The organism is Paenarthrobacter sp. FR1 (assembly GCF_051106045.1).
GTDB lineage: Bacteria > Actinomycetota > Actinomycetes > Actinomycetales > Micrococcaceae > Arthrobacter > Arthrobacter nitroguajacolicus_A.
Genome location: NZ_JBPFSF010000002.1, coordinates 389,640 through 404,261 on the forward strand (window position 1 = coordinate 389,640; position 14,622 = coordinate 404,261).

10 protein-coding genes are annotated in these 14,622 nt (G+C 64.0%); 4 read left to right on the top strand and 6 right to left on the bottom strand.

Translation table 11 applies throughout. The features are described from left to right. Positions 1–2: 2 nt before the first annotated feature. The 3 genes from ACR30Z_RS06515 to ACR30Z_RS06525 all read right to left on the bottom strand — a co-directional run bounded on the left by ACR30Z_RS06515 (position 3) and on the right by ACR30Z_RS06525 (position 4,187). The gene (locus tag ACR30Z_RS06515; RefSeq protein ID WP_434371665.1) at positions 3–473 is read right to left on the bottom strand and encodes a hypothetical protein; all 471 of its coding nucleotides are present in this window, start codon (positions 471–473) and stop codon (positions 3–5) included. Between the two features lie 156 nt (positions 474–629). Beyond that, positions 630–2,462, bottom strand: a complete 1,833-nt coding sequence (locus ACR30Z_RS06520) for an AMP-dependent synthetase/ligase (RefSeq protein WP_434371666.1) — start codon at positions 2,460–2,462, stop codon at positions 630–632. A 33-nt stretch (positions 2,463–2,495) separates the two neighbouring features. After that, positions 2,496–4,187 carry a dolichyl-phosphate-mannose--protein mannosyltransferase gene (locus ACR30Z_RS06525; RefSeq protein WP_434371747.1) on the bottom strand — a complete coding sequence of 564 codons (1,692 nt, stop codon included), beginning with the start codon at positions 4,185–4,187 and terminating at the stop codon, positions 2,496–2,498. A 235-nt stretch (positions 4,188–4,422) separates the two neighbouring features. On the opposite strand from ACR30Z_RS06525, the gene rsmI reads away from it, so the two are divergent. Together rsmI and ACR30Z_RS06535 are read left to right on the top strand one after the other, a co-directional pair. Further along, positions 4,423–5,304 carry a 16S rRNA (cytidine(1402)-2'-O)-methyltransferase gene (gene rsmI / locus ACR30Z_RS06530; protein WP_144648063.1) on the top strand — a complete coding sequence of 294 codons (882 nt, stop codon included), beginning with the start codon at positions 4,423–4,425 and terminating at the stop codon, positions 5,302–5,304. Between the two features lie 160 nt (positions 5,305–5,464). Beyond that, a complete protein-coding gene (locus ACR30Z_RS06535; RefSeq protein ID WP_144647512.1) occupies positions 5,465–6,946 on the top strand; it encodes an NAD-dependent succinate-semialdehyde dehydrogenase in 1,482 nt (493 codons plus the stop codon). A 105-nt stretch (positions 6,947–7,051) separates the two neighbouring features. On the opposite strand, the gene ACR30Z_RS06540 is transcribed toward ACR30Z_RS06535, so the two are convergent. The 3 genes from ACR30Z_RS06540 to ACR30Z_RS06550 are packed head-to-tail and all read right to left on the bottom strand — an operon-like array spanning position 7,052 to position 12,092. Next, entirely contained in the window at positions 7,052–9,550 is a 2,499-nt protein-coding gene (locus ACR30Z_RS06540) for a transglutaminase TgpA family protein (RefSeq protein ID WP_434371667.1), read from the bottom strand. Further along, a complete protein-coding gene (locus tag ACR30Z_RS06545) occupies positions 9,547–10,989 on the bottom strand; it encodes a DUF58 domain-containing protein (protein WP_434371668.1) in 1,443 nt (480 codons plus the stop codon). Before ACR30Z_RS06545 ends, ACR30Z_RS06540 begins: the two co-directional genes overlap by 4 nt. Before the next feature lie 14 nt (positions 10,990–11,003). After that, entirely contained in the window at positions 11,004–12,092 is a 1,089-nt protein-coding gene (locus tag ACR30Z_RS06550; protein WP_144647506.1) for an AAA family ATPase, read from the bottom strand. 173 nt (positions 12,093–12,265) lie between these two features. On the opposite strand from ACR30Z_RS06550, the gene ACR30Z_RS06555 reads away from it, so the two are divergent. Both ACR30Z_RS06555 and ACR30Z_RS06560 read left to right on the top strand, forming a co-directional pair. Then, complete coding sequence (locus tag ACR30Z_RS06555) at positions 12,266–13,162, top strand: TatD family hydrolase (protein ID WP_144647504.1); 897 nt, start codon at positions 12,266–12,268, stop codon at positions 13,160–13,162. A 291-nt stretch (positions 13,163–13,453) separates the two neighbouring features. Further along, positions 13,454–14,608 (top strand): transglycosylase family protein, encoded by a 1,155-nt coding sequence (locus tag ACR30Z_RS06560; RefSeq protein ID WP_434371670.1) that lies wholly within the window; start codon positions 13,454–13,456, stop codon positions 14,606–14,608. Positions 14,609–14,622: the final 14 nt, after the last annotated feature.

The following is a 14,622-nucleotide window of genomic DNA, read 5'->3' on the forward strand; positions in this document are numbered from 1 at the left end:
TTTTAGTGGTTTGCTTCGGTCAGAACACGAATGAGCTGTTCAGGGCGGTCCGTGCTGGCGATGACGGTCTTACCGCTTTTCATCTCGATATTGATCTCGGGACCGCCGACGAGGTACCCGACCATGCCGGGCCCCATGTATCGGAATCCGTACCCACTGGGACCGGCCGCGTTGTCCGTGGTCAACGTCGCGATTTCATCCCTGGGCAATGTCCGTTTGAAGATGTCGCAGAAGGCGATCACGACGTTCTGCGAGTCGACCTTGACGGTGACAGTCATGAAGGCGATGAATGAACCAGCTGCGGTGGTGACCAGCGGTGCGAAGAGCACTTCCGGTGTGTTCTTCAGGACGATCAGCACGAACAGCACCGGGCCCAGCGCAACCATCGTGAAACCCGCAATTCGCGGTATCAAGGTAGCCCGGACACGCGAGTAGTAGAGAGCCGGTGTCGGTATGCCTGATGGTGTTGCCATGAGTTCCCCTTTGAACGTGTGGTTCGTGAGGAAAACGCTACGTGGACAACAACGGCACCTAGGCAGGGACCGGCCTATCTAGGTGGTGATTATGGCCGAATTAGGTGCTGGATAGGTAGCACTAGGTGGTGATTAGAGGCGGCCTAGGTGGAGGGACTACTTCTCGAAAAGTTTTTCCACAACTGAAGAGAAATCGCCAACCACAGCTGCCCGCTTGAGCTTGAGCGACGGCGTCAGGTGTCCGGATTCGACGCTGAGCTCCGCCGTGATGAAGGCAAACTTCTTGATCGACTCAGCTGCGGAGACGAGCTTGTTGGCCTCATCCACGGCCGACTGGACGGCCGCCCTCACCCGGTCGTCGCCAGCGGCTTCCTTGAGGGTCAGGTCGCCGTACTTGTTCTGCTCGCACCAATCGGCCAAGCCGTCGGGATCGAGGCTCACCAGTGCCGCGACGAAGGGGCGGCCATCGCCCACCACTACTGCCTGACCCACCAAGGGGTGTTCGCGCAGCTTCTCTTCCAACGGACCAGGAGCCACATTCTTGCCCCCGGCTGTCACCAAGAGGTCCTTCTTCCGGCCTGTGATGGTCAGGAAGCCGTCGGCGTCGAGTTCGCCCAGGTCGCCGGTGCGGAAGAACCCGTCCACGAAGGCGGCCTCATTAGCTGCGTCATTGTGGTGATATCCCTTGAAGACGCCGATGCCCTTGACCAGGACCTCGCCATCCTGAGCAACCCGGATGGTGGTTCCGGGGAGGGGAATGCCAACAGTGCCGATGCGGGACATGCTGGGCGTATTGACGGTGCAGGGCGCCGTGGTTTCCGTCAGGCCATAGCCCTCCAGCACGGGGACACCGGCGCCGTGGAAGAAGTGGTTGTCCCGCAGGCTGAGGGGGCTGGCCCCGGAAACCGTGTAGCCCACATTACCGCCGAACACCTCCCGCACCTTGGGATACAGGAGCTTGTTGAACGTGGTGTGCTTGAGTCCCAACAACCAACCCGGACCGGTCCCTTGGCCACGCGCGGCGAGATCCATCGCCGTCGAATATTCCACAGCGGTTGCGGAGGCCGCCGAGAAGAGCGCGGACTTCCCGCTCATGGCCGCTTTGTGGTCGGCTCCTGCGTAGACCTTCTCGAAGATGCGGGGGACCGCCAGAAGGAACGTGGGCTTGAACGAGCCCAGGTCCGCCATCAGTCCGCTGGCGCCCGCACTGTGACCGAGTGTGATGCCTGCGGTGAGGCAAACAACCTGGACCGCCCTGGCAAGGACATGGGCCAGTGGCAGGAACATCAGCGTGCGTGCGCCCTGCTGCATGAGCAGTTCGGGGAGGAACGGGATAACGTTGCGGGCTACGAGGACAAAGTTGCCATGGGTGATTTCGCAGCCCTTGGGCTTGCCAGTGGTTCCAGACGTGTAGACGATCGAGGCGACGTCAGCCAGGTTCGCAGCGCTGCGTTGCCGCTCCAGTTCGGCGTCCATAATGCCGATTCCGACGGCGGAGACGCTGGTCAGGTTGGGGGCGTCGCCGTCGTGTTCCATCCGGACAATAGTCACGGGGTCGTCGCCAAGTTCCGTGGACTGGTCCACCAAGGTATGGACCAGACCGGCCTTCGCAGCGTCCTCCACGAAGATGCGCCTGGCTCCGGAATCGGCCAGGATCCACTCAATCTGGCTCGCGGACGACGTCTCATAGATGGGTACGGTGACACCGCCGGCCATCCAGATGGCGAAATCGACCAGCGTCCATTCGAAGCTTGAACGGGAGAGTACCGCCACCGGATCGCCGGGGTTGAGGCCGCCGGCGATCAGGCCCTTGGCCAAGGCGGTGACGTCGGCAAGGAACCTGGCTGCGGAAACGTTAAGCCAACCGTTGGCCGTCTTGTGGGCATAGAGGATGCCGAACGGATCCTTGGCGCAGCGTTCCAGGAGGAGGTCCGTCACGTTGGTGTTCGGGTCGGCCTCGACCAGAAGCTCCGTGCTTGCTTCCCTCACAACTCGCTCACTTCCTGTACGGCTCTTTTGTTCCTAGATCCACGATGGCATCCACATTCTCATCCGCCACTCCTGGTAGCTGATCACTTCAGCCGTCAGCACCGGATAGAAGAAGGCCGTTGCCAGGACGGCCAGCACCAGGACAAGGCCCACGACGTAGAGACCGGACCGCCTCCGCCACGGTGGATCGCTGCTGCGGCCGAGCACCAACCCCAACACGTAGGTCAGGCCAAGCACCAGGAACGGCTCGAAGGACACCGCGTAAAAGATAAACATGGTGCGTTCCGGGTACATGAACCAAGGAAGATAACCCGCGGCTACTCCGGCCAGAATCGCACCGGCGCGCCAGTCCCTGCGGCCTGCCCACCAGAACAGCAGGATGACCAAAGCGATGGTCCCGCCCCACCACACCACTGGATTTCCCACGGGAAGGATGGCCGAGGAACAGGTCTCTACGACACAGCCGGCGGCGCCCTCTTTGGGGGACTGATAGTAGAACGACGTGGGACGGCCCATGAGCAGCCAGGTCCACGGGCTGGATTCGTAGGGGTGGTCCGAGCTGAGGCCCTGATGGAACTTGTACGCCTCAAGGTGGTAATGCGCCAGGGACCGTACCGAGTTGGGCAGCCAGTCCCAGCCCGGCGCTGGGTTGGTGGCCGCCCATTGACGGTAATAAGCGTCCTTTGAGAGGAACCAGCCTGTCCAAGTGGCGACGTACGTAACAGCGGCAACCGGAATGATGGTCACGAAGGCGGGCAAGCCGTCCTTGATGATGGCCGCGCTGAACCAACTACGGATGCCGGCTACCCGGCGCGCGCTGATGTCCCACAGGACCGTCATGAGGCCGAAGGCGGCCACGAAGAACAACGCTGACCACTTGGTGCCTACAGCCAGGCCAAGGCAGAGGCCTGCCACGAGTCGCCACCATCGCATTCCAAGCCACGGTCCGGCCACCAGTTGGGTGGGTGAGGGGCGGCCTCCCGGGGAAGCAGCCGCTTGAGCGGCGAGCCTGGAAGCAAGACGACGGCGGCCGTCGTCGCGGTCCAACAACAGGGCGCCGAAAGCGGCGAGGATCCACAACGCAAGGAAGACGTCCAACAAGGACGTCCTCGACAACACCAGATGGTGCCCGTCGATGGCGAGCAGCACGCCCGCCACGACACCGAGCGTATGCGAGCGGAACAGTTTCAGGGCGATGAGGGACACCAGGAAGACGGTGAGCGTGCCCGCCAACGCAGCACCGAAGCGCCAGCCGAAGGGATTGTCCCCGCCAAACAGCCACATCCCGAACGCGATCATCCACTTGCCCACGGGAGGGTGGACTACATACTCCGGAGTGTTGAGGAGGACATCCGGGTTGCCGGCATTGAAGGAGTCGTTGGCCTTGGCGGGCCAGCTGCGTTCGTAGCCGCTCACCAGGTAGGAGTAGGCGTCCTTGACGTAATACGTTTCATCGAACACGAGGCTGTGCGGAGCTTCGAGCCGGAAGAACCGGAGAATTCCCCCCAGGATTGCCGTGATGGTGGGGATCAACCAGAACCACAAGCGCAACGATGCCGGGTAGTCGCGCCAGCTCTGGATCCCGCCGATCAGGCGGGTCCTCAGCGCTTCGGCGGTGAAGGCCTCGGCCGGCCGGGCGATCCAACTGTGGCGTTCCAAACCCCGGCCCGGCAGCAGTCCGGAGGCACCTTCATTGCCTGAGTTCCGTCGCGCAAGAGGCCCCATGCCGCTTTTCGGGTCCACGCCCGTCTGCCGGGCGCTGGCATCCGCTGCGTCTACGGCCTCAGCAGGTGCGGGAGACGCCGGAGGATTGCCGGAAGCGGCGGCAGAAACGGGCGACGGGTTCACCCGCCCATGCTACCTGCCGATCTTTGCTGCAGCGTTGAACCCCGCGCGGCATTAGGCTTGGCAGGTGGACGAACAACGCAACACCCAGGACGAGACCTCCTTCAGCGATGACATGGAAGAGGCGACTCCTGCAGGAAGTCCCGATTCCGCCGCCACCACCGGAGTCGGCAGGATCGTGCTGGCGGCCACCCCCATCGGTAACGTGGGCGACGCATCCTCGCGTCTGGTGGAACTGCTGGCGACATCCGACATCGTGGCTGCAGAAGACACCCGCCGGTTGCACCGGCTCGTCACGGCGCTTGGTGTTGAGGTCTCTGGACGCGTCATCAGCTATCACGAACATAATGAGGTAGCCAAGACCGGTGAACTCCTGGACTATGTACGCGCCGGTAAGACCATCCTCATGGTCAGCGATGCGGGAATGCCTGCGGTCTCGGATCCGGGGTTCCGCCTGGTGGAGGGGGCAGTGGCGGCCGGACTGACGGTGACCGCCGTACCCGGCCCGTCCGCAGTCCTGACGGCCCTGGCTCTCTCCGGGTTGCCGACGGACCGTTTTTGTTTTGAAGGGTTCCTGCCGCGCAAATCGGGGGATCGGAACTCACGCCTCGCCGATCTAGCCGGTGAACGCCGCACCATGGTGTTCTTCGAGGCGCCACATCGGCTCGAAGTGATGCTGCGTGCCCTGCATGAGCGCTTCGGTGCCGACCGCCGCGTAGCGGTCTGCCGCGAACTGACCAAGACCTATGAGGAAGTCATCCGCGGTACCCTGCGGGAACTTTTGGAGTGGGCTGAAAACAATGAAGTCCGCGGCGAAATTGCCGTGGTGGTGGGTGGTGCGCCTGAACAGGCACCCGGCAAGCCGGAAGACCATGTGGCGGCGGTGAACGAACTCATTTCGCAAGGCATCCGGTTGAAGGAAGCCGTGGCAGCAGTGGCCGACGACGCCCGTGTCAGCAAGCGGGAGCTGTACTCCGCCGTCCTGGCGGCACGCTGACGGAGGCTGTGCAGGTGCACAAATTGGCGATCACTTGGCAGTGCGTGAAGGCGTAGACACTGCTTCTCGCGGGGCAGTACCGTGGCAGTAATTCAAGCCACTTCCGGCAACGAACCCCAGTGGTGCAATTCTCCAAAGCACCCAAGACGAAGGAGTCGCCATGACTGTCACGGTTGAACGCGAAAGCGAACTGCTGGCTTCCGTCCCCACCGGCCTGCTGATCAACGGTCAGTGGCGCCCGGCCGGATCCGGAAAGACCTTTGATGTTGAGGACCCTGCCACGGGCAAGGTCCTGCTCAGCATCTCCGACGCTGGCGCTGAAGACGGCGCCGCCGCCCTCGACGCCGCCGCTGCCGCCCAGGCTGACTGGGCCCGCACCGCGCCGCGCGAACGTGGCGAAATTCTGCGCCGCGCCTTCGAGCTCGTCACCGAACGCGCCGAAGACTTCGCACTGCTCATGACCCTCGAAATGGGCAAGCCCCTCGCCGAAGCCCGCGGTGAGGTCACCTACGGTGCCGAGTTCCTGCGCTGGTTCTCGGAGGAAGCCGTCCGCGTGTCCGGCCGCTACTCCGCAGCTCCGGACGGCAAGAACCGCCTCCTCGTCCAGAAGAAGCCCGTGGGTCCCTGCCTGCTGATCACCCCGTGGAACTTCCCGCTCGCCATGGCCACCCGCAAGGTAGCCCCCGCCGTCGCCGCTGGTTGCACCATGGTGCTCAAGCCCGCCAACCTGACCCCGCTGACCAGCCTGCTGTTCGCCCAGGTCATGCAGGAAGCAGGCCTCCCCGCTGGTGTCCTGAACGTCATCCAGACCTCCACCGCCGGTGCCGTCACGGGCCCGCTGATCAAGGACGACCGGCTCCGCAAGATCTCCTTCACCGGCTCCACCCCGGTGGGCCAGGCACTGATCCGCGAAGCCGCGGACAAGGTCCTGCGCACCTCCATGGAACTCGGTGGAAACGCCCCGTTCGTCGTCTTCGAAGACGCCGACCTGGACAAGGCCGTTGAAGGCGCCATCGCCGCGAAGATGCGCAACATGGGCGAGGCCTGCACCGCAGCGAACCGCTTCATCGTGCACGAATCCATCGCGGATTCCTTCGCGGAGAAGTTCGCCGCCAAGATCGGTTCCCTCACCACGGCCCGCGGTACCGAGGCAGAATCCAAGGTGGGACCGTTGATCGACGGCAAGGCCCGCGACGGCGTTCACGCCCTGGTCACTGAAGCCGTGGAAGGCGGCGCGACCGCCGTCACCGGTGGTGCGCACGTGGATGGCCCCGGCTACTTCTACCAGCCCACCGTGCTGAAGAACGTCGCCGCCGACGCCCGCATCCTGCAGGAAGAAATCTTCGGACCGGTAGCGCCGATCATCACCTTCTCCACCGAAGACGACGCCGTTCGCCTGGCGAACAACACCGAATACGGCCTGGTTGCCTACGTCTTCACCAAGGACCTCAACCGCGGCCTGCGTATCAGCGAACGCCTCGAGACCGGCATGCTGGGCCTCAACGCAGGCGTCATTTCCAATGCCGCCGCACCGTTCGGTGGCGTCAAGCAGTCCGGCCTGGGCCGCGAAGGCGGCTCGGAAGGCATCGAAGAGTACCTGTACACCCAGTACGTAGGTATCGCGGACCCGTACGCCGACTAGGCTGCGCAGGCTCCAGTCCGCCGCTCTCGCAACAAGAACGGCAGACAAACGCAAGGGCCCGGCTCCGGAACCACAAGTTCCGGAGCCGGGCCCTTCGCTGTCCCCTTAGCGGCGTTGCGGCAGCAACCCTCGGAGCGCCCGCCACCCTCGGGCCACTGCCCGTCCTGCTGTTCTTGCCAATGTTCCAACCGCCCGGAAAGGCGCACCGAGGGCATGGACCCAACGCTGCATCATCGACGGCGGCAACCAGTCCGCACGGAAGCGCACCAGCCAGCGTGCATTATTCCGCAATGCTTCGCGGACGACGGCGATGCGGGCCGCCGCTGCCGGTGCCACCGCTGCTTGGCGACCATAGCGTTGCCGTTCGAAGTCCGAGGTGAGGGAGGCAACCGCGGCGTGAGCGGCGTCGTCGATTCCTCCTATGTCTCCCAAGGCGGTGCTTGAGCGAAGCCTGGCGGAGAAGTGCCGCGGGGTCTCGCTGGGCGCGGACGGTACGCCGTAGTCGGTGGCCAGGTCCTGCAACTCCGCCCACGCCAGCTCCGGGGCAGGATCCGTGAAACCGGGGGCTCCGGGCTCGGCTTCATCCGGCGGTTTCCGGTTCAGGCGGCGCCGCCGCAGGACCGTCCTGCTGAGCCTTGGGGACCAAAGGAATCCAACGAGGAGCAACACCCCGGCTGCCGTGGCACCTATCGCGGGGAGCGGGTTCACGCTGGCGGAACCGGCGGCTGGCGTCTCGACTCCCGGGATCGGTACAGGAGCAGTTGCGGGCGGCGCCGGAGTGGTCAGGACCTCTTTCTCATCCGCGTTGGTGCTCAGGTTGCCGGCTACGGAGCTTTCCGTGGCGTATTCGGGAACAACGCCCCGTGAAGGCGTGGGCTCAAAGGGAACCCAACCGAGCCCTTCAAAGTACAGCTCAGGCCACGCGTGCGCATCACGTGCGTCTACCTCGTACTCCGGGAACGAACCCTGGCCCACCAAGGCAACCGACTCGCCGGTGAGGCGACCTGGGGCATAGCCCACGGCGATTCGGCTGGGGATGCCTTCGGCCCTTGCCATGACGGCCATGGCGGAGGAGAAGTGGACGCAGTAACCGCTCTTCACTGCCAGGAAGTCAGCCAGGACGGAGAGGCCATTGCCGTCGTAGCCATTCTGCACAGGCGCCTGCAGGGAGTATGTGAACTCGGCGGAACGCAGGTATTTCTGGATCGCCAGGGCCTTGGCGTAGTTGCTGCCCGCCGAGGCCGTCACTGTGTCGGCCGTCTGGCGGACGATGTCCGGCAAGCTGCCGGGAATCCTCAGGAAGTCCTCCGAGATGCCGCTCGGGGCGGTCGTGGCTTGGGACAACGCCTGCGCCGTGACCTTGGGAGCGGCAGAGAAGACCACGTACCGCTGGGCACGGGTGGTGGTCTCCGTGCTCATGATGCTCAAGGTGGCCGGATCCCAGGTCCAGCGTCCGTTGAGGCCGTTCACCGATGCTGGCGCGAACGGAGCCGGGAGGTACGGGCTGGTGAACAGCCCCGCATTGACGGACGTGACGGCATTGACCACTTCACCCTGGACGGCGTACCCCGTCTCGATCCTGTCGGCACCTACGCGCCGCTCTGCCGCACGGTCGTCAGGGGCCCAGGTTTCGCCGTCGAAGTGGTCAATGGTCACGGACCTCAAATACACGGGCGCGCTGGAGCTCGTGGCGTAGGTGATGCGGCCTGACCCTGTGGGACTGCGGAGGCTGTTGCCCAACGTGATCATGGGGTTGAGCCCGTTGGAAGTGCCCCACGGACTCAACCGGGAACCCTGCGGGAAGGTTCCGGTCTCGAAGCCTGGAATCGCCAAAGGGACCACCATGGTCAAGGCCAATGCCAGTCCGCCGGTTACCACCGATCGCCGGAACTGGCCGGCGCCCCGCCCGGAGCCGGACTGCAGCCGTGCGTCCGGCGCGAACCAATGGCTGCAGCCGAGAATGAGGAGATAGCCCACGGCCGCGCCAATGAACCCGGCCATTCCGACGCTCTGGGGTTTGATGGTGGCCGGAACCACCATGACGGCAAGGAGCCCAATGCCGCTTGCCGCCGGCATCGCCAGGGGCACGGCCAAAGCGTCGATCAAGATCACCAGTAGGCCCAGGCAGGCGCACATCACGAAGACGATCCCTGCGTTCGGTGCCACCGGGGCGCTCTCGGACACGACTGTTTCTGCCGCCCGCTTGATCAGGCGGCCGACGGCGGTAAAGGTCCCCGTGGTGGGGATGAAGCCCGCCAGGCTGTCCTGGCGGGCGAAGATGAAGCTAAGCACACCCGCGAGAGTGGCAAAGGACCCCAGGGTGGCAAGGAGCGGTTGGGCGCGGACGGCCCTGAGGATGGCCAGCGCCAGCGACACCGCAACTACCGTGGTGATCAGGGGCATGAACCATGCCCAGCCCCTGAGGACGCCGTTCAGGGACAACGCGGCGCCCAGCACCGCCAATGCGATGGATCCCGCCATGACCCATGGGTAGGGCCCTGGTCCTGGCGCTTGCGGGCGCCGGGGACTCTCGGGTTGGTCCCGTGCGGCGCCACCGGCCGCAGCGGTTGCTTCGGGCGTGCCCCGGTGGGATGTAGCGGTCATCGTGGCACCGCCGCTCCGCGCCGTACGTCCATCGCAGCTCCTGCCGCGGCCACGATGCCACCCTCATCGAATGCCGACCAAGCCGCCGTCAGGTGGGTTTTGGACGTCACTGCGGCCACCCGCCAGCCCGCGATGCGGAGGATCTCCAGCACATCATCGTTATTTCGTGAAGCGTCCGTCACCACCAAGGCGAAAGCGTTGGCGCCATAGGCTGCCGCGGGTGCCAAGGCCTTGGCTTCGGCGAGCGTCATGTTTCCCACCAGCGCCAGGAGGGGACCTCGCAAACGGTGAGCCGAGAGCTTATCCATGAGGTGGTCGTCAAAAGCTGAGTCGGCAGTGTCCCCTTGCGCGCCGGGGTCCCGGTGCTCGCCGCCATGTTGCTCGGACCGGTGATGTTCAGCCCTTGCGTGCCGGGGGCCGCTGAGCTCTATGGCGGCCAGTCCTTCTGCGATGGCCTGCAAGCCACCCGCACCGGAGAACTCCTCCGTGTCCGGCTCCGGTGCAGAACGCGACCGGAGGAACGCAGGGTTGCCAAAGGCGTCAAGGACCCGGAGAGAGTAATTCCATTCCGCCAAGTGGGCAGTGACGGACATGGCGGCCGTGACAATCCACTCGAAATTGGGACTGGTCACCAGGTCCGAGTCTTCGTCGTGGCTGCCGAACACTGACCCCGCTCCGGCAGCGAAGGCGGTAAAACGTTGGTCCAGTATGAGGGTGGCTTCCGGCGTGGTCACCGATTCTTCCTGGCGCACCATGAGTTGCCCGTGACGTGCCGTGGCCGCCCAATGTACGCGGCGCATGGGATCTCCGTGCCGGTATTCGCGGGTCATGATGTCGTCATCACTGGGGTTCGCGCGGATGCGCGTTGCCGTCACACCGTCGTTGCCGCGCGCTCCCGCCAGGCCCGTGACGGGAAGTTCGACGGCGGCCGGCGTCACGGTGAGGATGTCGCCGTCGTCGATTGAATGCCGGCGCAGCGACAAACCGAAGGGATCACTGAACTCCGCAGTCACCGGACCAATCCGGAACTGTCCCCGCTTCCCCGAGCGCAAATGGTACTCGTAGCGGCTGGTGCCGCCGGAGGCGGATCGCGCCGGGAAACGGAAAGCGGGTGGCTCGCCAAATCGGGGAGGCAATTGCTCCTCCATGATCACGTGTCCCGTGGAATACGAAGAGCGCGCAACGGCCAAGCGGACAGTGGTGGTACTTGCTGTTTCCACAGTGGACGGATTGAACTCCCGGTACACCTGGAATTTTGGTTTGAGTACGCGGACACCGGCCAGGGAGACCAGTGGCAGGAGGAGCAACAGCACAGCCAGCGTCAGGAGGTCGCGCCTGCCCATGACGTAGGCACACCCCAGGGAAAGCGCCCCGGCCGCCAGCAGTCCCCAGCCACGGTTGGTGAACAAGTGCTTGGGAAGCCGATCCACGAGTGCCATTAGCTGCCTGCCTCCTAAACGGCGTGCCTGTCCCTGCGCCACGCACCGGGCGGTTCCTGGGCAACCGGCAGGGAGGCAAGGATGCCCCGAAGGATGCTCTGCGGGGTATCGCCCGAGCTTGCTGCTTTGCGGTCCAGGATGATGCGGTGGGCGAGCACCGATTCGGCCACGTCCACCACATCATCCGGGAGAACGAAATCACGGCCATCCAGTGCGGCTGTGGCCTTGGCCGCCCGCAACAACTGCAGCAAGGACCGGGGACTTGCGCCCAGGCGGAGCCGTGCGCTGTCGCGGGTGGCACGGCCGATGGCCACCGTGTACTCCTTGATGGCAGTGGACACATATACCTGCTGGACCGTGGAGACCATTGCAGCAACGTCGCTGGCCGTGACCACCGGAGTCACCTTGACCAGTGGCGAGGACGCCTGGTGCGTCTCCAGCATCTCGATCTCGGCGTCCTTGTCCGGGTAGCCCATGGAAATTCTCGCCATGAAACGGTCGCGCTGGGCCTCGGGCAACGGATACGTGCCCTCCATTTCAATGGGGTTCTGGGTCGCTACCACCATGAACGGCAACCCCAGTTGGTACGAATGTCCATCCACCGTGACCTGGTGTTCCTCCATGCATTCAAGGAGGGCGGACTGGGTCTTGGCCGAAGCCCGATTGATTTCATCGCCGATCACGATGTTCGCAAACACTGCTCCGGGGCGGAACTCGAACTGCCGGGAGGACTGGTTGTAGATGGACACACCGGTCACATCGGAGGGCAGCAGGTCCGGGGTGAACTGGATGCGGGAGACCGTACAGTCCACCGTCCTTGCCAGGGTCTTGGCCAGAAGGGTCTTTCCAACGCCGGGAACGTCCTCCAGCAGAAGATGGCCTTGGGCGAGCAGGACGGTGAGCGCGAGCTTGGCAGCCTCCGCTTTCCCGTCGATGACCTTGTTGATGGAACCGAGGATGCGCTCGCTGGCATCATGGAACCGTTCCGCGTCCATAACCTGCGGCTTGTGCCCGTTGAGTCCGGCGCCATCCCGTGGCAGCGCGGTGTAAGCCTCGCCCTGGAGAGGGGAGGGTTCAACGGTGACTTGTCGCTTGGACTCCATGAAATGCCCTTCAGCCGTGGCCACGGTGGCAACAAAACTCCCGGTGTTGGCCGCCTGTCCGTTCCAGACTACCCAGCAATTGGCCCTAGCTGACATAGTGCTCCGGGGAATTTATGTGCCAAGTGGAATTTATCGCGGCCGGGGGAGGACCACGGTCCGAATAAAGTGGAAGCATGTGCAATTCCCTCGCCCCTGCTCCGTACCGTGCGTCATCAGGCGCAACAGAAGAAACAGATTCCCGCAGGGAATACCCGCCGGCACCTGAGCCACTGCCCGTGCCGGTGATGGATAACCACACCCACCTGGACTTCCGGCACGGCCTGCTGGAGGTCTCCGTTCGGGATGCGATGGACTCGGCGGAGGCCGTGGGCGTGCAGGGGGCCGTGCAGGTGGGCTGCGACCTCGAATCCTCCCGTTTCACCGTGCAGGCCGTGGACGCTGATCCGCGACTCCTTGGCGCCGTGGCGATCCACCCCAACGACGCGCCGGTTTATGCAGGCCGCGGGGAGCTGGAATCGGCGCTCGCCGAGATCGAAGAACTGGCAGCCCACCCGCGTATCCGCGCCATCGGCGAAACCGGGTTGGACTTCTTCCGTACCCACGGCGACGGCCTGGTGCATCAGCGATACTCCTTCCGTCGCCACATTGACATCGCCAAGCGGCTGGGGCTGACCTTGCAGATCCACGACCGTGACGCTCACGACGACGTGGTCCAGGTACTGCGGGAAGAGGGAGCGCCCGAGCGCGTCGTTTTTCATTGCTTCTCCGGGGATGAGGAACTGGCCCGGATCTGCAACCGGAATGGTTGGTACATGTCCTTCGCTGGGACCATGACCTTCAAGAACGCGGGAAATCTTCGCGGAGCACTCGCCATCGCCGAGCCTGCCAGGGTCCTGGTGGAAACCGATTCGCCGTTCCTGACGCCGCACCCATACCGTGGCCGGCCGAACGCGAGCTACATGGTTCCCTACACGGTTCGATCCATGGCGGAAGTGACAGGAGACGACCTTTCCGAACTCTGTTCACGACTGGCTGACAACACGCTGCAGGCCTACGGATCCTGGGGCTAGAGAGGCTTTGACGGTTCCCCGGCCGCCCTTGGCGTGGATACCGGGTATGCAGAAATCTTGGTTGGTTTATAACGGATCGGTTACTGTGTTAAACAAGTAGCCGGGGTCGGGGAAGGCCTGCGGACAACTGGTTCGGTTAATTCCGGACCCATCAGTTGAATGTATTTTGGCGGCGCAGATGCCGGCAGCAAGAGTGGGACCAGGCTTTACGGCCTGGCCCCTCAGTTTTGCGGCTGGCATTACCTTTGTGCTTTTCCCCGTGCCCGGATGGTCTGAGAGTTATGGGCAATCGTGATCAAGTTCTTCACAACGGATGGCAAGTTCAGCTTCCTCAAAGTTGGTGCCCAGTTGCTGGTTGTCGCAGCGCTGGTGGTGGGTGTTGTCGCCTTTGTGGGCAACAACAAGACAGTCACCCTCAACGTTGATGGCAAGGTGAGCTCCGTCCAGACCTTTGGCGGCACCGTTGACCAAGTGGTCAAGGCAGCCAAAGTGGAACTGAAGGACTCCGACCGCATTTCGCCCGCCCTCGACGCCCGCGTTGAAAACGGCTCCGTGGTGAACATCAACCTTGCCAAGGCCGTGTCCATCGAGTTGGACGGCGCCCGGAAGACCGTCAACACGACTGCCCCTGACGTAGCCGGCCTGGTGAGTGAACTCGGCGTCGCCAGTTCCTCCGAAGTTTCCCAGCCGAAGGAAGCTTCGCTGGAAGTGACCGGTTCCTTCGTCTCCATCTCCACGCCCAAGACCATCAGCGTGGTGGCCGACGGCAAGGACACCAGCACCACCACGACGGCGGCCGATGTCGCCACCGTCCTCAAGGACGCAGGCATCACCGTGGGCGCCAATGACCGCATCTCCCAGCCCGGGAACGCTCCCGTCATCCAGGACATGGTGATCAAGGTCTCCCGCGTGGACACCAGCAAGACCGCCGAGGCCACTGAAGAAGTGCCGTTCGAAAGCGTCAAGACCGAAACCGCCGAACTCTTCAAGGGCGAAGAGAAGGTAACCCAAAAGGGTGTAGCCGGGTCCTTGGTCAAGAGCTTCAAGCTGGTCCTCGTTGACGGACGCGAAGCTTCCCGCACGCTGGTCTCCAGCAACGTGACCACCAAGCCGGTATCCGAAAAGGTCAGCGTCGGCACTAAGGCACGCCCCGCAGCTACGCCCACCAAGGCAGCTGCAGCGGCCAGCAGCGGCCCCACGGGCGCCCCGAACGAAGCCATGTGGGACAGGATCGCCCAGTGCGAATCGGGTGGAAACTGGTCCATCAACACGGGTAACGGGTACTACGGTGGGCTGCAATTCTCCAGCCCCACCTGGCTCGCCAACGGTGGCGGAGCGTACGCTCCCAACGCCAGCCTCGCCTCCAAAGCACAGCAGATCGATATCGCCAACCGCCTCTACGCCAAGAACGGCCTCCGCGACTGGGGCTGCGCGCACGCAGCCTGACCCCGCACAGGCGA

Excerpts from the sequence above, each read along its gene's own strand:
- rsmI (WP_144648063.1), top strand. The coding sequence starts at position 4,423 with ATGGAAGAGGCGACTCCTGCAGGAAGTCCCGATTCCGCCGCCACCACC.
- ACR30Z_RS06515 (WP_434371665.1), bottom strand. The coding sequence starts at position 473 with ATGGCAACACCATCAGGCATACCGACACCGGCTCTCTACTACTCGCGT.
- ACR30Z_RS06555 (WP_144647504.1), top strand. The coding sequence starts at position 12,266 with ATGTGCAATTCCCTCGCCCCTGCTCCGTACCGTGCGTCATCAGGCGCA.
- ACR30Z_RS06535 (WP_144647512.1), top strand. The coding sequence starts at position 5,465 with ATGACTGTCACGGTTGAACGCGAAAGCGAACTGCTGGCTTCCGTCCCC.
- ACR30Z_RS06550 (WP_144647506.1), bottom strand. The coding sequence starts at position 12,092 with ATGGAGTCCAAGCGACAAGTCACCGTTGAACCCTCCCCTCTCCAGGGC.
- ACR30Z_RS06540 (WP_434371667.1), bottom strand. The coding sequence starts at position 9,550 with ATGACCGCTACATCCCACCGGGGCACGCCCGAAGCAACCGCTGCGGCC.
- ACR30Z_RS06545 (WP_434371668.1), bottom strand. The coding sequence starts at position 10,989 with ATGGCACTCGTGGATCGGCTTCCCAAGCACTTGTTCACCAACCGTGGC.
- ACR30Z_RS06525 (WP_434371747.1), bottom strand. The coding sequence starts at position 4,187 with ATGGGGCCTCTTGCGCGACGGAACTCAGGCAATGAAGGTGCCTCCGGA.